This is a genomic window from Rhizobium sp. USDA 3886 (assembly GCF_056279785.1).
Genome location: NZ_JBWCDC010000001.1, coordinates 2228171 through 2245751 on the forward strand (window position 1 = coordinate 2228171; position 17581 = coordinate 2245751).

General features: G+C 61.4%; 18 protein-coding genes and 1 pseudogene. 8 read left to right on the forward strand and 11 right to left on the reverse strand.

Going from position 1 to position 17581, the window contains the following annotated elements; translation table 11 throughout:
• Positions 1–63: 63 nt before the first annotated feature.
• Together ACZ9BX_RS11495 and ACZ9BX_RS11500 are read right to left on the reverse strand one after the other, a co-directional pair.
• The gene (locus ACZ9BX_RS11495) at positions 64–357 is read right to left on the reverse strand and encodes an isocitrate lyase/phosphoenolpyruvate mutase family protein (RefSeq protein ID WP_476217957.1); all 294 of its coding nucleotides are present in this window, start codon (positions 355–357) and stop codon (positions 64–66) included.
• 62 nt (positions 358–419) lie between these two features.
• Positions 420–1133, reverse strand: a complete 714-nt coding sequence (locus ACZ9BX_RS11500; protein WP_476217959.1) for a glutathione binding-like protein — start codon at positions 1131–1133, stop codon at positions 420–422.
• Positions 1134–1349: 216 nt separating this feature from the next.
• Here ACZ9BX_RS11500 and ACZ9BX_RS11505 point away from each other — a divergent pair, with 216 nt between their 5' ends.
• The gene (locus ACZ9BX_RS11505) at positions 1350–1796 is read left to right on the forward strand and encodes a DoxX family protein (RefSeq protein WP_476217961.1); all 447 of its coding nucleotides are present in this window, start codon (positions 1350–1352) and stop codon (positions 1794–1796) included.
• Between the two features lie 75 nt (positions 1797–1871).
• On the opposite strand, the gene hisG is transcribed toward ACZ9BX_RS11505, so the two are convergent.
• The 3 genes from hisG to hisS all read right to left on the reverse strand — a co-directional run bounded on the left by hisG (position 1872) and on the right by hisS (position 5530).
• On the reverse strand, positions 1872–2567 hold the full coding sequence (gene hisG, locus ACZ9BX_RS11510) for an ATP phosphoribosyltransferase (protein ID WP_476217963.1): 696 nt from the start codon (positions 2565–2567) through the stop codon (positions 1872–1874).
• Positions 2564–3685, reverse strand: coding sequence for an ATP phosphoribosyltransferase regulatory subunit (locus tag ACZ9BX_RS11515; RefSeq protein WP_476217965.1), 1122 nt, complete (start codon positions 3683–3685; stop codon positions 2564–2566). Before ACZ9BX_RS11515 ends, hisG begins: the two co-directional genes overlap by 4 nt.
• A 243-nt stretch (positions 3686–3928) precedes the next feature.
• Entirely contained in the window at positions 3929–5530 is a 1602-nt protein-coding gene (gene hisS, locus ACZ9BX_RS11520) for a histidine--tRNA ligase (protein ID WP_476217967.1), read from the reverse strand.
• 136 nt (positions 5531–5666) lie between these two features.
• On the opposite strand from hisS, the gene ACZ9BX_RS11525 reads away from it, so the two are divergent.
• The 4 genes from ACZ9BX_RS11525 (at position 5667) to copM (ending at position 7804) form a co-directional block, all read left to right on the forward strand.
• Entirely contained in the window at positions 5667–6425 is a 759-nt protein-coding gene (locus ACZ9BX_RS11525; RefSeq protein WP_476217969.1) for a hypothetical protein, read from the forward strand.
• 220 nt (positions 6426–6645) lie between these two features.
• Positions 6646–6945, forward strand: a complete 300-nt coding sequence (locus tag ACZ9BX_RS11530) for a BrnA antitoxin family protein (protein ID WP_476217971.1) — start codon at positions 6646–6648, stop codon at positions 6943–6945.
• Positions 6946–6998: 53 nt separating this feature from the next.
• Positions 6999–7355, forward strand: coding sequence for a hypothetical protein (locus ACZ9BX_RS11535; protein ID WP_476219981.1), 357 nt, complete (start codon positions 6999–7001; stop codon positions 7353–7355).
• A 74-nt stretch (positions 7356–7429) separates the two neighbouring features.
• On the forward strand, positions 7430–7804 hold the full coding sequence (gene copM, locus ACZ9BX_RS11540) for a CopM family metallochaperone (RefSeq protein WP_476217973.1): 375 nt from the start codon (positions 7430–7432) through the stop codon (positions 7802–7804).
• A gap of 63 nt (positions 7805–7867) precedes the next feature.
• On the opposite strand, the gene ACZ9BX_RS11545 is transcribed toward copM, so the two are convergent.
• Positions 7868–8917, reverse strand: a complete 1050-nt coding sequence (locus ACZ9BX_RS11545; protein ID WP_476217974.1) for an aldo/keto reductase — start codon at positions 8915–8917, stop codon at positions 7868–7870.
• Between the two features lie 241 nt (positions 8918–9158).
• On the opposite strand from ACZ9BX_RS11545, the gene ACZ9BX_RS11550 reads away from it, so the two are divergent.
• The gene (locus tag ACZ9BX_RS11550) at positions 9159–9863 is read left to right on the forward strand and encodes an HAD family hydrolase (protein WP_476217976.1); all 705 of its coding nucleotides are present in this window, start codon (positions 9159–9161) and stop codon (positions 9861–9863) included.
• A gap of 1 nt (position 9864) precedes the next feature.
• Here the strand turns inward: ACZ9BX_RS11550 and ACZ9BX_RS11555 are convergent, their stop codons facing one another.
• On the reverse strand, positions 9865–10368 hold the full coding sequence (locus tag ACZ9BX_RS11555) for a hypothetical protein (protein ID WP_476217978.1): 504 nt from the start codon (positions 10366–10368) through the stop codon (positions 9865–9867).
• Positions 10365–10994, reverse strand: coding sequence for a DNA-3-methyladenine glycosylase I (locus tag ACZ9BX_RS11560; RefSeq protein WP_476217980.1), 630 nt, complete (start codon positions 10992–10994; stop codon positions 10365–10367). Before ACZ9BX_RS11560 ends, ACZ9BX_RS11555 begins: the two co-directional genes overlap by 4 nt.
• A 212-nt stretch (positions 10995–11206) precedes the next feature.
• Here ACZ9BX_RS11560 and ACZ9BX_RS11565 point away from each other — a divergent pair, with 212 nt between their 5' ends.
• Positions 11207–11950, forward strand: coding sequence for a L,D-transpeptidase (locus ACZ9BX_RS11565; protein WP_027509997.1), 744 nt, complete (start codon positions 11207–11209; stop codon positions 11948–11950).
• Positions 11951–12086: 136 nt separating this feature from the next.
• Positions 12087–12758, forward strand: a complete 672-nt coding sequence (locus tag ACZ9BX_RS11570) for a L,D-transpeptidase (protein WP_027509996.1) — start codon at positions 12087–12089, stop codon at positions 12756–12758.
• A 582-nt stretch (positions 12759–13340) separates the two neighbouring features.
• Here the strand turns inward: ACZ9BX_RS11570 and glcF are convergent.
• The 3 genes and pseudogenes from glcF to ACZ9BX_RS11585 form a co-directional block, all read right to left on the reverse strand.
• Positions 13341–14636 (reverse strand): annotated as a pseudogene (gene glcF / locus ACZ9BX_RS11575) (glycolate oxidase subunit GlcF); the annotation flags it as partial.
• A 216-nt stretch (positions 14637–14852) separates the two neighbouring features.
• Positions 14853–16052, reverse strand: a complete 1200-nt coding sequence (locus tag ACZ9BX_RS11580) for an FAD-binding protein (protein ID WP_476217984.1) — start codon at positions 16050–16052, stop codon at positions 14853–14855.
• Entirely contained in the window at positions 16049–17488 is a 1440-nt protein-coding gene (locus tag ACZ9BX_RS11585; protein ID WP_476217986.1) for an FAD-linked oxidase C-terminal domain-containing protein, read from the reverse strand. The genes ACZ9BX_RS11580 and ACZ9BX_RS11585 overlap by 4 nt, the downstream gene beginning before the upstream one ends.
• Positions 17489–17581: the final 93 nt, after the last annotated feature.

Genomic DNA, 17581 nt, shown 5'->3' on the forward strand with positions numbered 1-17581 from the left:
ATGCAGAAGGCTTTTCAGCGACAACGGAATTGGAAGCGAATGTCAGGGATTTCTGCGACATTCTCATGCCTTCGTTGCTCCGGTGAAAAACCCCTCCAACTCCGCAAAGCCCATAGCCTGGTCTGAGAAATGGAAGGTACCTGCCGATCGCATTTCCCGCGCCGCATTCACGAAAGTGCCGAAGGCGAGCCTCGCCAACCCCGAACCGACGCTGATCCGTTTGACGCCCGCTTCCGCCAACTCAGCTACGCAGAATGTTGCGCCGGGCATTCCCATCACAACGTTGACGGGTTTCGTCACGGCCTCGCAAACCAATCGGATCGTGCCGAGGTCATCAAGGCCGGGTGCGTAGAGCACGTCAAGCAAAGCCGCAAATTTTAGAGGCCGGTCCCGTGGCCGGCCCCTTCCTTTGGGCCGGACTACTCCTCCGGCTTCACGGGGATGTTCAGGCCCTTGGCGCTGGCCGGGCGCGCAATGCAACGATCGAGCCAGGCCATGACGGACGGGAACTTCGCGTAGTCCAGGACTTCCCGGCCGCCGTAGAAGACATCGGCGCCGCGGATCCATGGGAATGTGGTGATGTCCGCTATGGTGTAGGCGTCGCCCATGATCCACCGCCGTCCCTTCAGGCGAGCTTCCAGCACGCTCAGCAGCCGCTTGGCTTCGTCGCGGTAACGCTCCATCGGATAGGAATTGTTGGCGACCTTGTCGGCCGCGAATTTGTAGAAGTGGCCGAACTGGCCGAGCATCGGGCCGATGCTCGCCATCTGGAAGAATACCCACTGGATGGTCTCGTAGCGACCCGCAGCATCCGGCGGTAGGAGTTGGCCGGTCTTTTCCGCGAGATAGAGGAGAATCGCACCGGATTCGAAAAGGCCGATCGGCTTTCCGCCCGGCCCGTTCGGATCGATGATCGCCGGGATGCGGCCGTTCGGATTGAGCGAGAGGAATTCGGGGGACTTCTGATCGTTGGTTCCGAAGGAGATGTAATGAGGCTCGTAAGGCAGGCCAAGTTCTTCCAGGGCGATCGATACCTTCACGCCGTTCGGCGTTTGCAGCGAATAAAGCTGAACCATATTCGGGTTCTGCGCCGGCCAGCGCTTGGTGATCGGAAATGCGGAAAGGTCTGCCATGCGGTTTCTCCTGGGGGTGGAGGCCGAACATAGAAGACCGGCGGAGCAAAAGACAAGCCGTTCAACGGGAGTGATCGTTTCAGATTAGTGAACAAACCATCCTCTTTTGTTTATCTTCTCACTGCAGCTAAAAAAGGCGACAACACCGGCCAATCGGGGTTCAAACGGTGCCGGGGCACGGGGACCTCCAGAGCAATTCAAACGGAGATCACGTCCATGTCGAATACCAATAACATCGTCCTTCTTGTTGCCCGCATCCTGCTTTCGTTCATGTTCATCATGTCCGGCTTCGGCAAGCTTGCCGATCCGGCCGGTACGGCCGGCATGATTGCCGGCGCCGGCCTTCCTGCCGCGACGCTTCTGGCCTTTGCCGCTGGCCTCTTTGAGCTTGTTGCGGGCGTTGCTGTCCTCGTTGGCTTCCAGACCCGCATCGCCGGCTGGGCGCTCGCCGTCTTCTGCGCCTTCACTGGGTTCGTCTTCCACAGCGGCACGATCAACCTTCCGGATTTCCCGGCTGCAGCCAATGGCTGGATCAACCTGCTCAACCAGATCATGCTGATGAAGAACCTGACACTGGCTGGCGCCTATATCCTCCTCGCCACCTTCGGCCCAGGCGCCTATTCGCTCGACGCACGCCGCGGCGCATATGCCGTCGCCGCCTAAGCGCGCAACACCTCCCAAACATAAGACAACCCGCTGTCGGAAGACGGCGGGTTTTTCATTTGGTCTGCGCTAAAATTAAAGGGCGTTGCGGACCGCGTCGACAATCCTTGCCACAGACGGCTCGTTGGCGTGACTGTCCTTGCGGGCGCGGACAAGGCAGGCTTCCGAGCGCAGGATCACGCCGTCGTTCAGCACCCGCAAATGGTTTGCCCTCAAGGTGGAGCCCGTCGTGGTGATGTCGACGATGATGTCGGCCGAGCCGGAGGCGGGAGCCCCCTCCGTCGCGCCAAGGCTTTCGACGATACGATAAAGCTGGATGCCATGCTGGCTGGAGAAGAACTGCTGCGTCAGCCGCCAGTACTTGGTCGCGATCGCCAAACGCCGGCCATGGCGGGCGCGGAAATCGGCCGCAACGTCGCCGAGATCGGCCATCGTATCGACATCGAGCCAAATCTCCGGAACGGCCACCACCACGTCGGCGCGGCCGAAACCGAGGCGGGCGCAGATTTCCACCCGTTTGTCAGCTTCCGCCAGGCCTTCCCGCACGAGGTCTTCACCGGTCACGCCGAAGTCCACCGTACCGTTGCCGAGTTCGCGCGAGATTTCAGAGGCGGAGAGGAAGGCGATCTCGACGTCGTCCCAGCCCTCGACACGGCCGCGATAGGAGCGGTCATTGCCGACCGATGCGATCGTCATGCCGGCGCGTTCGAAGAGCGCCGAGGCATCGTCCTTCATCCGGCCCTTGGAAGGCAGCGCGATGGTGATGGTCATGGGGCCGCCCTTTCCGTTTCGATGCGGTCGAGCCAGAGCGAGAAGCCGACGGCCGGAATGCGGTCCCTGGCGCCCAGCAGCGTCAACAGTTTGTCAAAGCGGCCGCCGCCTGCGAGCACGGCGGACGATCCTTGGATGCCCACCTCGAAGACAAGGCCGGTGTAATAATCGAGCGGGCGGCCGAAGGCGGCGCGATAGCCGACGGAGGCAAGATCGATCCCGGCATTGCCGAGGGCGGCCACCCGGCCATCGAAGCGGGAGAGCGCGTTGCCGAGCTTCAGGCCGGCAGTATCGGCAAAACCCGCCAGGGCAGCCGACGCGTTGACGAGTGGCACGCTGAGGGACAGGAACTCTTCCAGCACGCGGAAGGCCGCGTCATTGAGGCGCGTTTCGGAAAGGACCAGTTTCTCCTTCAGGCGGCGGGCGATTTCGGCCGGCGAGCGGCTGGCGTTCGAGGAATAACCCGTCCTCTGCATCGTCGCGTCAATGTAGGCGATGAGTGCCGCCTCGTCGTCGGCGGCAACCAGCCGGGCGACATCGTCATCCAGGCCGGTCACGAATTGCGGGCTGACGAGGCTTGCGAGCAGCGCTTCAAGCTGGCCCATGTTGCCGAAGGCGTGGATCAGCCGCTTCTGCCAGCCGAGCGGCAGGCCGAGCGCCTGGACCACGGCTTCGAAAACGGCTTGATCGCCAAGCGTGACTGACAAGCGCTTGCCGGGAAGAAGCCGTGCGAGAATATCGGTCGCATCGCTGATTGCGCGGGCGTCGGCGCTGGCGATATTGATGTCGCCGAGGTCTTCGATGCCTGCCTGATAGAATTCGTTTCCGCCCTCGCGGCGCTGGCGGAAAACCTCGCCGAGATAGGAATAGCGCTTCGGCGTACCGGTCGCCGCCTCGATGTGGCGAATGCAAACGGGAATGGTGAATTCCGGGCGCAGGCAGAGGCTGGCGCCGGTCTCGCTCTCCGTCATGAAGATGCGGCGGCGGAGATCTTCGCCGGCGATGTCAAGGAAGGGCTCGGCCCGCTGGATGACCGGCGTATCGATCCGCTCCGTCTTGCGGGCGGCAAATTCATCCAGCAGATCACCGGCGAAGTCGGGCAGGTTGATCAGGGGCATGGGGTGGCTCCCAAATAAAGTCCCCTCCCCGACCCCTCCCCACAAGGGGGAGGGACTAACCTGCGGCGGCCGCCGAAAGAGAAAACCCCTCCCCTCCGCCTCGCTCCGACCCTCCCCACAAGGGGGAGCGTTAGAACTGCCGCGCCACTGCGGAACAGACCGCAACGCAAGAAGGATGGAACGGCAAGCGCCAACCGCCAACATGCCCCCTCCCCCTTGTGGGGAGGGTTGGGGAGGGGAAAACTACGCATTCGACCCCGCCTTCGCGCGATCCTCCGTCTGCGCCGCCAAAATCTCTTTCACCTTGGCCACCAGATCTGCCTCGGCGACGGTTTCCTGCGCCACACGCGCCTCGCGCCAACTGGCATTGTCCTCGATCTCGCCGGACAGGCGCTTGCCTTCGATCAGATCCTTGATCTGCACGACGCCCTCAGCACGCTCGTCGCCCCCCTGGATGATGGCGATCGGGCAGCCGCGGCGGTCGGCATATTTCAGTTGGTTGCCGAATTTCTTCCAGTTTCCCTGGTACATCTCGGCGCGGATGCCGGCGGCGCGCAGCTCTTGCGTCATGCGTTGATAGCGCCCCATGCTTTCGACATCGCCATCCATGACGGTGACAAGCACCGGCTCGACGACCTCGCTCTGGCCGAGCTTGCCGAGGTTTGTCAGCGCCGTCATCAGGCGCGAGACGCCGATCGAGAAACCCGTCGCCGGAACCGGCTGGCCCATGAAGCGGGAGACGAGGCCGTCGTAACGCCCGCCGCCGCCGACGGAGCCGAAGACGATCTTTTCGCCTTTTTCGTTGGTGACGTCGAAAAGAAGTTCGGCTTCGTAGACCGGGCCGGTGTAGTATTCGAGGCCGCGAATAACAGTCGTGTTGATAGCTATTCGATCTGGCCCGTATCCTGCCTGTTCGAACAGCGCCAACATCAGCTCAAGTTCCTCAATCCCAGCGTTCCCGCTTGGCGTTTCACCCACAATCCCCCTAGCAGCCTCGATGGAGTTCCAAGAATTGTCGACCCAAAGGATGTCGTCTTCTTTGGAAGGGCGTCCTATCAACGGATGGACCCTGCTTCGAGACTGATCTGCGGGTGTGAGGCTAGAGCCGGATAGAAAAGGAATGATCAGGCCGATTTGGGTCTGAGCAAGACCTGCACCTTTAGTGAAATCACCACTTTCATCCTTGCGGCCAGTCCCCAACAGCTGGATTACGCCGTCTGCACCAAACTTATCGTGCTTATCCAGCGCGCGAAGAACGGCAAGCTTCTGAAGGGGGTCCGACACTTCGATCTTTTCCATCAGACCGTCAAGAACCTTGCGGTTATTCACCCGGATCACATAATCCCCGCGCTTGATGCCAAGCGCTTCCAGCGTATCGGCCATCATCATGCACATTTCCGCATCGGCCTGGACGCCCGGGGCACCGACGGTGTCGGCGTCGAACTGCAGGAACTGGCGGAAGCGGCCGGGGCCCGGCTTTTCGTTGCGGAAGACGTAGCCGGCGCGGTAGGTGCGGTAGGGAAGCTGGATCTCGTTGAAATTCTCCGCGACGTGGCGGGCGAGCGGCGCCGTCAGGTCGTAGCGCAGGCTCATCCACTGGTCGTCGTCGTCCTGCAGTGAGAAGACGCCCTCGTTCGGGCGGTCGCTGTCCGGCAGGAACTTGCCGAGCGCATCGGTATATTCGAAGAGCGGCGTTTCGACGGGATCGAAACCATAATGCTCGTAGACTTCGCGGATCTTCGCGGTCATCTCGTTGACGGCGCGGATATCGGCGGCCGAACGGTCGATGAAGCCGCGCGGCAGGCGAGCCTTGAGCTTTTGTGGTTTCTTCTGCTTGTCGTTCATTTCCAACGCATTCCGCTCAATCGTGACAGTGGCGGTTTCCTAGCGGATTGGGCGGGGTGCGGCAAGGGCGAAGGGACTTGAAGCGCAAGCCGGAATCGAAGATCGAAGGACAGCCCACCGAATTGCGGGACCGACCATGATCACTGAAGCGCTTCACTATCTCGCGACGCTGCCCGTTACCGGCAAGGCGAACCGCAGGTTCATCCGCTATTCGATCAATCTCTGGTCCCGCGCCCGGCGCTGCAGCCGGGAATGGGCGACGCATGAGGAGAACAGCCGTACAGCCATCCTCTCCGCGATGGACGGTCTTCGTCAGAAACGCACCGCCGTCGTGCTCGGCTCCGGCCTGCTCCGCGACGTGCCGATCGGCGCACTTTCGAAGAGTTTCGATACGGTCGTTCTTGTCGATCTCCTGCACGTCGCTTCGGTGCGCCTTTGGCTGCACGCGAAGGGCTACCGCAATGTCCGGCTGATCGAGCGCGATCTCTCCGGTTATGACGAAGTTGCGGCAGGGCAGAACGCGGAGCCGCTCGGCTTCCTGCGAACTGTGCCCTATCTCGATTTCGTCGTCTCTGCGAACCTGCTCTCGCAGATCGGCCGCGGCGTGAAGCGGCGTATCGAGGCGGAGCAGCCGAACGGGATGCCGGACGACACCGTCGCGCGACTGCTCGGCGCTCATCTATCCGGCTTGGCTGCCCTACCCTGCCGAACTTGCCTCCTCACCGACGTCTCCTATGCCGTCATCGACCGCAACGGCAAAACCCACGAGGAAGCCGACCTATTGCATCGCATTGCGCCGCCTGCAGCCCGGGCCAACTGGTCATGGCCGGTCGCACCGCTCGGCGAAGAAAACGCCGACTACCAGATCATCCACAAGGTCATTGCCGCCTACTGAATTGCAGGCCATCGTCGATACAATCAATGATTTATCATATCACTTTTAATTTGCCGTATTCTGCGCCGGGCAAAGCGTAGACGAATCATGGCGATCAGGCGCTTTGCGATGGGCGATTGCCGCGATCTTTGCAAAACTGGGCATCGAAGGCATCTCGATAATTTCCATGAGACCCCGCACGCAAGAACGAAAGGAGGCTGCTGAATGACGTCCAAGAAAATTGAGACCCAGACAGACCGAATTTCGGGAAGGCAGAGGCTATTCCAAGCAGGACCGGGACGAGGTCTCCGACAATCCCGAATGGACTGGAGAGGACTTCAAGAAGGCTCGCCCGTTTGCCGAAGTCTTCCCTGAGCTTGCCGAGGGCATCCGCCGTTCGCGCGGGCGGCCGGGGGTCGAAAAACCGAAGCGGCAGATCTCGCTGCGCCTCGATCCGGATGTGATCGATGCCTTCAAGACGACCGGCAAGGGCTGGCAGGGCCGCATCAACGAGGCGCTGCGCGAGGCGGCCAAGCTTTGAAATTCACACATGGGCCGCTTGGCTTCCCTACCGGGCGTGCCTATCTTGGTGGCATGCGTGTCTTCGCCATCACGACGATGCTTTTCGGCTGGCTGTTCTACAGCGCGATGTCCGCGCTGGCGGGCTGCCCCATGTGCGCGTCGATGCAACAGCCTATCGTGGCCGAAACTCATCGCGATATGGCCGGTATGGACATGGCGGCTCATGAAAAGACTGACACGAGCAAGGATCCCTGCACAACAGGCGACGCGGCGCATATGGCCTTTTGCGCTGTATGTCTTATCGTACCGCCGCCGCTCATGATCGATACTAGCGCGAAACCTGTTTTCGCCTATCCTTCACCGGGCGTTGCGCATGCGCTCGCCGATCTTCGTCCTGCCCCGCACGCGCCGCCTCCCCGCCTCGTCTGACAATACTTTCCGTGTACCGAAGCGCGGTATCTGCCGCGCATAAGCACTCATGTCAGACAGAGGAAGGAAGTCCCATGTCTTTGAAAATTATCGCCTTTACTGCAGCCTTCGCCTTCGCCGCCCCGGCGCTTGCCCAGGATAAGCCGATGCATATGAATATGCAGATGAACATGAGCAAGCCGACGGGCGTCCAGGGGCCTTCAAGCCAGGCCTTTGCCGAGGCGAACGCCAAGATGCACGAGGATATGGCGATTGAAATGACGGGCGATGCCGATGCCGATTTCGTTCGCAGCATGATCCCGCATCATCAGGATGCGATCGACATGGCAAAGATCGAGCTGCAATACGGCAAGGATCCGAACATCCGCAAACTCGCCGAAGCGGTGATCAAGGCCCAGGAAGCGGAGATCGCAGACATGAACGCCTGGCTTAAGGCCCACGCGAAATAAGCTAACCGCCGAAGGCAACGGAAACGCCGATGCTTCACGCATCGGCGTTTCCGTTTTCTATTCTCAGGCGTTCGGCTCGAAGGGTTCCGGACGGCGGGCGGCACCCTGGCGGGTCAGCATCCAGCCCGGATATTCCGGTGCTAGCGCGCTGACCTCATCGAGCTTTTGCATGTCGCCGGCATCGAGCTTCAGCTTGACGGCGGCAAGGTTCTGGTCGAGCTGATCGATGCGTCTGGCGCCGATGATGACGCTGGTGACGAAGGGCTTGGCGAGAACATAGGCGAGTGCGACGGTCGCAACGCTGCTGCCGTGTTTTTCGGCGATCTCGCGCATGACGGTAACACAGGCCCAGGCTCTGTCCTTGTCCACCGGCGGGAAATCGAAACTGGCGCGGCGGCCCTCGCCGTTCCCAGGCGCACCCGGGCCAAACTTCCCGGAGAGCAGTCCGCCGGCGAGCGGCGACCAGACCATCAGCCCGATCTTCTCCTCATTCATCAGCGGCACGATTTCGCGTTCGAGATCGCGGCCGGCGATGGAGTAGTAGGCCTGGACGGTCTCAAAGCGGGCAAAGCCGCGGCGCTCGGAAATGCCGAGCGCCTTGGCGATCCGCCATGCCTGCCAGTTGGAGACGCCGATATAGCGCACCAGACCGCGTGAGACGAGATCGTCGAGAGCACGCAACGTCTCGTCGATCGGCGTCACGGGATCGGTTGCATGGATCTGGTAGAGATCAATGTGATCCGTCTGCAACCGCTTCAGGCTGGTTTCGACGGAATCCATGATGTGGCCACGCGACGCGCCGCGATCGTTCGGCTTGTCGCCCATCACGCCGTAAACCTTGGTGGCGATGACGACGTCCTTGCGTGGGACGTCGAGGTTCTTCAGCGCTTGGCCGAGCAACCTTTCGGACTCGCCAGAGGAGTATACGTCGGCGGTATCGATGAAATTGACACCGGCTTGAAGCGAGCGCGCGACGATCTGATCCGCCGCCTTCTGGTCCACGTCGGCAATCGAGGCCCACATTGTGCCGCCGACCGCTTCGCCGAATGTCATGGTGCCGAGGCAGATTTCCGAGACGAAAAGTCCCGTATTTCCGAGTTGATTGTATCGCATAGAGAAATTTCCTTGTGTCGGCCGCAAGCGGGCGCTTGCGGACTGCTGAGCGATATTTTTTGATTATCGGCCTGCACATATCAGGCACAGCCGGGGCTGGCTGCAGGGTAGGCGTTATTTACCTAATCCCGATTGTTTGCTTTTCAACGCCGCTGCAGCGTGCTGCGACGAAAAAGCAAAAGCCCTTGTCTCGACGCGGCCGCTCAATAGATTGCGGCTTCATGGGTTGCAGGAGCCTGAGATGAGCAAGCATGCGCTGACGACGATTGGCTTCGATGCCGATGACACGCTTTGGCAGAACGAACAATACTACCGGCTGACCGAAGAGCACTTCAGGGAATTGCTCGCCGATTTCGCCGAGGGTCCGAAGATTTCGGAACGCCTGCTGGAATCCGAAAAGCGCAACCTCAGCCACTATGGCTTTGGCATAAAAGGCTTCACGCTGTCGATGATCGAGACGGCGATCGAAATCACCGAAGGCAAAGTGCCGACGAGCGTGATCGCCCAAATTCTCGATACGGGCCGCGATCTTCTGTCCCATCCGGTCGAGACCATGCCGCATGTGCGCGAAACGCTGGAAGCACTGGCCGGAAATTATTTGCTGGTACTGATCACCAAGGGCGACCTGTTCGACCAGGAACGCAAGCTCGCCCAATCGGGCCTCGGCGATTTCTTCGATGCCGTCGAGATCGTCTCAGAGAAGACCGCGGTCACCTATCGCCGGATTTTCGCGAAGGTCGGCGATGGGCCGGAACGGGCGATGATGGTCGGCAATTCACTGAAATCCGACATCGTGCCGGCAATTGCCGCCGGCAGTTACGGCGTCTTCGTGCCACATGAGCTGACCTGGGTTCTCGAGCACGTCGACGAACCGAAGGATGCGCCGCGCTTTCGCAAGATCGCCCATCTCGGCGAGCTTCGCGGCCTGCTCGACGGATTACCCTGACCTACTCGCCGGTGCCGGATTTCGAAGGGGCGGGCGGAAAAAGCGAACGGCGCTCAGGCTCTTGCGGGGTGGCGGGCTGCGGCTCGCCGGCTGGCTGAGGCTCGACGAGCAGCGTATAGGGCGCTCCAAGGCCACGGCGCGGCGAGGCCTTGGAATAATAAGGCCGCAGAAACCACGTGGTGTTTTCCTTTACGGTCACATCAAGCGTCGTGCCGTCCTCGTCGGTGCCGAAGAAGGCTTCGTCATCCGGCTTCGAAAGGTCGAAGATCGCAAGAAAGGCGAACTGGCTCTTGGTCGTGAAACTGATCTTCACGTGCTGGCCGGCGCGCACCGGCAGGGTATAGACATGGCTGTTGCCGAATTTGGTCCAGCCTTTGATCTGCATGGTAACAGCCGGAAACTGGAGCTTCTCCAGCTTCTCGCCGGGATCGAGCGGCGGCGCCTGGGCAAATGCCGCCGTAGCGGACAATAGGACTGCCGCAACGGTTCCGATCCAAGCTTTCATGGGCGTAGCAATGCCGCGCGCATCGCCTCCACTTCGGCGCGGCAAAAGCAGCCTTCGATATGATCGTTGACGAGACCCATTGCCTGCATGAAGGCATAAACTGTGGTCGGACCGACAAAGGTCCAGCCGCGCTTCTTCAAATCCTTCGATATCCTGATAGAAACCGGCGTCGTCGGATTGGCCGCCACATGCTGGCGGTCAACACGGGTCGGACGTTCGTGAAGTTGCGGCTCATAGCTCCAGAAGTAATGCGCGAGCGAGCCGAATTCGGTCCGTAGCGCGATCGCGCACCTGGCATTGTTGATCGTTGACACGATCTTGCCGCGGTGGCGGACGATTCCGGCGTCGGCGAGGCAACGCTCGATATCCTGCCCGTCGAAGAGCGCGATCTTTTCGAAATCGAAGCCTGCGAAGGCGGCGCGGAAACTCTCGCGCTTGCGCAGAATCGTCAGCCAGGAGAGACCGGACTGAAAACCCTCGAGGCAGATTTTCTCGAAGAGACGGATATCATCGGTCACGGGACGGCCCCATTCCTCATCATGATAACGCATGTAGTCGGGGAGATTCGCGTGCCAATGGCAGCGGCTCTTGCCGTCTTCGCCGGTGATAACGCCCGATTCGCTCATTCTTCTCCGCAGCTCCTGCACTCGAAAATCCGGCTTTACCATTTGCCAACCTTGTTTCCAAATCGAACAGTAACCCTGACGAAAAGTTTATTCCGCCGGCCGGCTTCTAATGAATCGATCTTTACCATTCGCTCGCGGGATGGTGGCAGCATCCCAGCAGGCGGAAATGCCGCCTTCATGCATTTTCGGCCATTTTGTAGAGAGTCCGTCCGATGATGAAATCCATCTTGATTGCCGCCGGCCTGATTGGCCTTCTTGCCTCACCGACGCTCGGCGACGATCGTTATGCGAGCCGCCCGCCCGTCGTTCTCAGCCCCGATCTCACCGCGCCGTGGCTCAACCAACTCGGCGGCGGTAGCGTCCGCCCTGTCGTCTATCAGCGCCCTGCCGTACAGCAGCGTGGCTTCGGCTTCTTCCAGCGCCGGTTCTTCCGCCGCGCACCGGCCGCGCAGCAGGTCGCGTCCGTTCATCCCGGAGTACCGGTGATCCGCCATCAGATCGAGCCGCAATATCTACCGCAGATGGTCGATTACCAGACCAAGGAAAGACCGGGGACGATCGTCATCGACACCAACAACCGCTTTCTCTATCTCGTGATGGCGAACGGCAAGGCGCGACGTTATGGCGTCGGCGTCGGCAAGCCGGGCTTCGAGTGGGCCGGCGTGCACAAGATCACCCGCAAATCGGAATGGCCGATTTGGACGCCACCTTCCGACATGATCAGCCGCGAAGCCGCGAAAGGGCATTACCTGCCCGCACGCATGGATGGCGGCCCGGAGAACCCACTCGGCTCCCGCGCCATGTATCTCGGCTCGACGCTTTACCGTATCCACGGCACGAACGCGCCCTGGACAATCGGCAGCGCCGTTTCCTCCGGCTGCATCCGCCTGCGCAACGAAGACGTTGTCGACCTTTACGAACGCGTCACCGTGGGTACGCGCGTTATCGTCATGTAATGGCCGGATTTAGTTCCGCTCTGCAAGAACAGCCGGCCGGCACACTCAAAAATTGCTATGGTGGCGGCAACTGATCTTGAATCGGGCTGAAGTTCAGGTAGCTTCAGCCCGATCTTGCTTTTGAGGGGAATCAATCATGCTGAAAGTCGCCTCCGGCCTCATGGCCGCCGGCATTGCGTTTTCCGTCGCAATAACGCCCGCCGTTGCCCAACCGGCGCGCGATGCAGCGCCGGTCGTCCGCGTCGCGCAATCGAAGTTCGTCAAGCCGCAATATAAGCGCAAGCTCGTGCGGCTCGTAACCGACGAAGCACCCGGGACGATCATCGTCGATACCAACAACAAGTATCTCTACTTCGTCGAGTCGAAGAACCGCGCCACGCGCTACGGCATTGGTGTCGGCCGCGACGGCTTCGGCTGGTCGGGCGTCGTCAAGGTCGGCCGCAAGGCAGAATGGCCGAGCTGGACGCCGCCAGCCGAGATGCGTGTCCGCGAAGCCCGCAAGGGCCACATCATTCCGGCCTTCCAGGAGGGCGGCGAGGACAATCCGCTCGGTGCACGCGCCATGTATCTCTATAAGGGCGGCCGCGACACCATTTTTCGCATCCACGGCACCAATCAGCCGTGGACGATCGGCCTCAATATGTCTTCCGGCTGCATCCGCATGATGAACAACGACGTCATGCACCTTTATTCACGCGCTCCGGTCGGCACGAAGGTGATCGTCATCGGCCCCGGCAACAAGCAGGGCAACGTCGCGTTCCAGGACAGGGGCATCGACGTGCTGCGCACTGTCTTCGGTGGCGGCTGATACGTCGCTGATGACCTGATGACGAGGGCGGCTTTGCGCCGCCCTTTCATATCGACGTCAGGTGAAATTGTTACGGCCTGTTCAATCCGGCGCGGCTCACTTGGAGCCGCAGCTGACCTTGCCGCTGGCGGTGAACGGCTTTCCGTCCCCGCTGATCATCAGTCCGTAGGTACCTGAAAAGTTCTTCCCGCGGCCTTCGGCGAGAATGACGAGGCTCAGCGACTGGTCTTTGGCATCTTCGCCGCCATCATCGAAAATCTCGAGGCGGAGTTCACCGTCATGCGACCAGCGGTTCGTGAGTTTGCTGGAATCGAACACGCGTTTCCTGAAAGCGCCGGGAACCGAGGCATTCTTGACCATCAGCGCGCCGCGGAAATGATTAAGCTTATGGCCTGCCTCGTCCTGAAAGCCGCTTTCGATCGTGAACCGGGCGCTATTATCGTCCGTCGAGCAAAAGAAGCGGCTGTCGGCGTGAGCGGCACCTGCCGCGCCAAGCAAACCTGCAAGCAAAGTGATTGTACGCCGCATAGCGCCGAACTCCGTGACCGGCCGAAAACCGGCCGGTCTCACGCTAGCGGAAAAACCTCTTAATTTTTGCGGTATCTCGCCACCATAGGCCCAATCAAGCAATTCAACCGTATGCAGAATTGGGATCGCCGTACCGGTGGCGATCTGCGTGATGCAGCCGATATTGCCGGTCGCGATCACATCCGGCTTCGTCACCTCGATATTCTTCACCTTGCGCGCCTTCAGTGCCTCAGAGATATCCGGCTGCATGATGTTATAGGTTCCGGCCGAGCCGCAACAGAGATGACCTTCCGCCGGATCGCGCACCGTGAAGCCGGCCGCTTTCAGAAGCTGCTTCGGCGCCATGGTGATCTTCTGGCCGTGCTGCATGGAGCAGGCAGAATGATAGGCGACCGTCAGGCCCTTCGGCATAGTGGCAGGCAGGTCCAGCGAGGCCAGGTATTCCGTGACGTCCTTCGCCAGTGCCGAGATGCGCGCCGCCTTTTCTGCATAGGCGGTATCGAGGCGGAGCATGTGGCCGTAGTCCTTAATCGTCGTGCCGCAGCCGGAGGCGGTGATGATGATTGCGTCCAGACCGCCCTTTTCGATCTCGCGCATCCAGACGTCGACATTCGCTCTTGCGCTTGCAAGCGCCTGTTCCTCGCGGCCCATGTGATGCACCAGCGAGCCGCAGCAGACCTCGCCAAGAGGCGCCACGACCTCGATGCCGAAGCGCGTCAAAAGCCTGATCGCCGCTTCGTTGATGGCGGGATCGAGGACCGGCTGGGCGCAGCCGGTCAGGATCGCGACCCGGCCGCGCATTTCCACCTTCGGAGCATAGACCGCCGGCCGTGAGAAGGGCGACGGCGCTGGAATGTGCCGCGGCGCAAGCGCCAGCATCGCGGCAAAGGGCTTCAAGGCTGGCGCACGCATCAGACCCTTGAGCGGTCTACCGACCTGTGCAAGCTTCAATGCCAAGCGGAAGCGGCCCGGATAGGGCAGCACCGCCGCCAGAATGCCGCGCGTGACCCGGTTCATGAACGGACGTTTATAGGTCTTCTCGATATGCGCCCGGGCATGATCGACGAGATGCATGTAGTCGACGCCGGATGGACAGGTCGTCACACAGGCAAGGCAGGAAAGACAGCGGTCGATATGCATCACCACTTCGGCATCGGCGGCCCGGCCGTTCTCCAGCATGTCCTTGATGAGATAGATGCGGCCACGCGGGCTATCGAGCTCGTTGCCGAGCGTCACATAGGTGGGACACGTCGCGGTACAGAAGCCGCAATGCACGCATTTGCGCAGGATCTTCTCGGATTCGGCGACATGCGGATCGGTTAGCTGCTCGGCGGTGAAGTTGGTTTGCATCAGGCAACTCCCGGCCGTAGGGAGGCATACCGCGCTCTGTCCTGCCGGACATCTCCCCCACAAGGAGGGAGATCGGATGAGGCGGGCTCATTGTCTCTCAGGGCACGCGGGTGCGGAAGTGGGGCAACCCGTCTATTGCCGATCTCCCGCCTTATGGGGGAGATGTCCCGTAGGGACAGAGGGGGGTGCTGCCACGATCGGATAACGGCCATCATATCACCCCATCTTTCCCGGATTGAGTATTCCCACGGGATCGAATTTCTCCTTCACCCGCGCAGAAAGCTGCGCGACGGCTTCAGGCTGCGGCTGGAACGCCGACACGGCAGCGCGCGCCGTGTCACTTGCCCGGATCAGCGTGACATGGCCACCTCCGAGCGCCTTGACGACGCGGCGGATCAGCTCCGCCTCTGGATCCGCCTCCATTCGCATCCAGACCAAGCCGCCCTGCCAGTCGTAAAACGCATCGACGCCGGCTTCGAGGCGGAGGGCGGCGACGAGCTGATGGCCGATGGTCGGGGCGACGGACGCGCGCCAGACCGGACGCATCGTTCCATCAGCATAAGGAAGCACATCGCGGACTTCGCGCCAGAGCTGGCGGCTGGCGAACTCACCCAATCTCGCGACCGTGCCGAAGGCCGACATCGCCGAGGCCAGCTTTTCAGCGCGCGCTTCGACGGAGCCAGGCAGACCTTCGATCCTGAGAATGGTCGCCTCGCCCTCCGGCAGCTTGCCGCCAAGGAATTTCCAGGTAACGGTCAAGGGAAGGTGAGCAGCCCCTGAGACCTCGACTGGCTGCGCCATCGCGGCGGCCATCGCGCCCGCCGCTTCCGCGTCGTTGAGGCTGGAGATGACGATCGTCTCTTCTGTTTTCGGCCGCGGCGGCACGCGGAAGGTGACTTCCGTCAATAGACCGAGCGTGCCGTGCGAACCGGTGAGAAGCTTGACGAGATCGAGGCCGGTGACGTTCTTCATCACCCGTCCTCCCGCCTTGACGATCTCGCCCTTGCCGTTGACGAAGCGGATGCCGAGCAGGCTGTCGCGTGCGGCGCCCGCGACGAAGCGGCGAGGACCGGAGACGTTGGCGGCAAAGACGCCGCCGATGGTCGGCTCACCGGACGTGCCCATGACTGGGCGGTGGTCCATCGCCTCGAAAGCCAGCATCTGGCCGTTTCCCGCAAGCGCCGCCTCGACCTCCGCAAGCGGCGTTCCGGCACGCACGGTCATGACCATCTCGCCGGGATTGTAGGAGACGATCCCGGTCAGACCAGTCGAGCACAACCGGTCCTCCGCCTTCACGGCATTGCCGAAGCCCGAGCGCGTGTTGCCGCCACATACGGCAAGCGCCCTGCCCGCGGCCGCGTGTTCACGGATGATCGAGGCTGCGGCCTTGTCCGTCTCCGGCAGAAAATCGGTCATGTGGCGCCGCGTCCGTCTAGCGGAAAGACCTTGGATGGATTGAGCAGCCAGCCGGGATCGAAGGCGGCGCGCACCGCCATCTGCTGGGAGAGATCCACGTCGGAGAACTGATGCCGCATCAGCTCGCGCTTCTCGATGCCGACGCCATGTTCGCCCGTGAGACAGCCGCCGGCATCGACGCAGAGCTTCAGGATATCGTTGCCCGCGGCCTCCGCGCGCGCTGCGTCTTCCGGATCGTTGGCATTGAAAAGGATCAAAGGGTGCATGTTGCCATCGCCGGCGTGAAAGACGTTTGCGACGCGAAGGCCGTAGGAATCGACAATCTCCGACGTCTTTTTCAGCACGTAGGAAAGCTGACTGAGCGGCACCGTGCCATCCATGCAGATATAGTCCGCGACCCGGCCCGTGGCTCCGAATGCGGACTTGCGGCCCTTCCATATCTGCGCCGCCTCCGTCGCTGACTGGCTTTCGCGGATGGTCTTTACGCCATGGCGGCGGGCGATCTCGACGATGCTTTTCAGCGTGTCGTCCATTTCCGCCTCCGAGCCCTCGACCTCGACGATCAGCAGCGCGCCGGCATCGAGTGGGTACCCCGCATGGGCAAAGGCCTCGCATATCTCGATTGCCGGCTTATCCATGAACTCGATCGCCACGGGGATGATGCCTGCCGCGATGATATCGGCAACACAGGAGCCTGCCTCCTCGGACGTATCGAAACCGAAGAGCACCGGCCGCGCGCCCTCGGGCTTGGCGATCAGACGGACCGTCGCTTCGGTGACGATGCCGAGTTGGCCCTCGTGGCCGCAGACCAACCCCAGCAGGTCGTAACCTCCGGCATCCAGCGCCTTGCCACCGAGCTCAATGACGGTTCCATCCGCCAGCACCATCTTCACGCCCAGCAGGTTGTTGGTCGTGACGCCGTATTTCAGGCAGTGCGCGCCACCGGAGTTCATGCCGATGTTGCCGCCGATGGTACAGGCCAATTGCGAACTGGGATCGGGTGCATAGAAGAAGCCGTCCGCGGAGACGGATTCTGAGATGTTGAGGTTGGTGACACCTGCTTGGACGACGGCCGCGCGGTTTTGATAATCGACCTCCAGAATGCGGTTCATCTTCGAAAGGCCGATCACGACCGCATCCTCCTGCGGGATGGCGCCGCCCGAGAGCGACGTGCCTGCCCCGCGCGGCACGACCGGAATGCCGTAGCGATGGCAATATTTCATCACGGCCGCGACTTCGGCGGTGGTGCGCGGCAAGGCGACGGCAAGCGGCACACGGCGATAGGCAACGAATGCGTCGGTTTCGAAGGGCACGAGTTCGCGCGCTTCATGAACGAGACATTCGGGCGGCAGCAGGTCGACGAGATCGCCGACGATCTGGCGGCGGCGGGCCAGCACATCGGCACGCGGAGCGAGAAAAGAGATGGCGTCGGACATGGCGCGCTTCCTTCGGACGAATGGCGGCGAAACCGGCGCGTCCTCCACGACAACCGGCCCGTTCGGCTTAGCACTTTCCCGAAACTGGCGCAA

What these genes read in the sequence shown, in the direction of transcription:
- ACZ9BX_RS11500 (WP_476217959.1), bottom strand. Translation starts at nt 1,133, where the DNA reads ATGGCAGACCTTTCCGCATTTCCGATCACCAAGCGCTGGCCGGCGCAG.
- ACZ9BX_RS11505 (WP_476217961.1), top strand. Translation starts at nt 1,350, where the DNA reads ATGTCGAATACCAATAACATCGTCCTTCTTGTTGCCCGCATCCTGCTT.
- hisG (WP_476217963.1), bottom strand. Translation starts at nt 2,567, where the DNA reads ATGACCATCACCATCGCGCTGCCTTCCAAGGGCCGGATGAAGGACGAT.
- ACZ9BX_RS11515 (WP_476217965.1), bottom strand. Translation starts at nt 3,685, where the DNA reads ATGCCCCTGATCAACCTGCCCGACTTCGCCGGTGATCTGCTGGATGAA.
- hisS (WP_476217967.1), bottom strand. Translation starts at nt 5,530, where the DNA reads ATGAACGACAAGCAGAAGAAACCACAAAAGCTCAAGGCTCGCCTGCCG.
- ACZ9BX_RS11525 (WP_476217969.1), top strand. Translation starts at nt 5,667, where the DNA reads ATGATCACTGAAGCGCTTCACTATCTCGCGACGCTGCCCGTTACCGGC.
- ACZ9BX_RS11535 (WP_476219981.1), top strand. Translation starts at nt 6,999, where the DNA reads ATGCGTGTCTTCGCCATCACGACGATGCTTTTCGGCTGGCTGTTCTAC.
- copM (WP_476217973.1), top strand. Translation starts at nt 7,430, where the DNA reads ATGTCTTTGAAAATTATCGCCTTTACTGCAGCCTTCGCCTTCGCCGCC.
- ACZ9BX_RS11545 (WP_476217974.1), bottom strand. Translation starts at nt 8,917, where the DNA reads ATGCGATACAATCAACTCGGAAATACGGGACTTTTCGTCTCGGAAATC.
- ACZ9BX_RS11550 (WP_476217976.1), top strand. Translation starts at nt 9,159, where the DNA reads ATGAGCAAGCATGCGCTGACGACGATTGGCTTCGATGCCGATGACACG.
- ACZ9BX_RS11555 (WP_476217978.1), bottom strand. Translation starts at nt 10,368, where the DNA reads ATGAAAGCTTGGATCGGAACCGTTGCGGCAGTCCTATTGTCCGCTACG.
- ACZ9BX_RS11560 (WP_476217980.1), bottom strand. Translation starts at nt 10,994, where the DNA reads ATGAGCGAATCGGGCGTTATCACCGGCGAAGACGGCAAGAGCCGCTGC.
- ACZ9BX_RS11565 (WP_027509997.1), top strand. Translation starts at nt 11,207, where the DNA reads ATGATGAAATCCATCTTGATTGCCGCCGGCCTGATTGGCCTTCTTGCC.
- ACZ9BX_RS11570 (WP_027509996.1), top strand. Translation starts at nt 12,087, where the DNA reads ATGCTGAAAGTCGCCTCCGGCCTCATGGCCGCCGGCATTGCGTTTTCC.
- ACZ9BX_RS11580 (WP_476217984.1), bottom strand. Translation starts at nt 16,052, where the DNA reads ATGACCGATTTTCTGCCGGAGACGGACAAGGCCGCAGCCTCGATCATC.
- ACZ9BX_RS11585 (WP_476217986.1), bottom strand. Translation starts at nt 17,488, where the DNA reads ATGTCCGACGCCATCTCTTTTCTCGCTCCGCGTGCCGATGTGCTGGCC.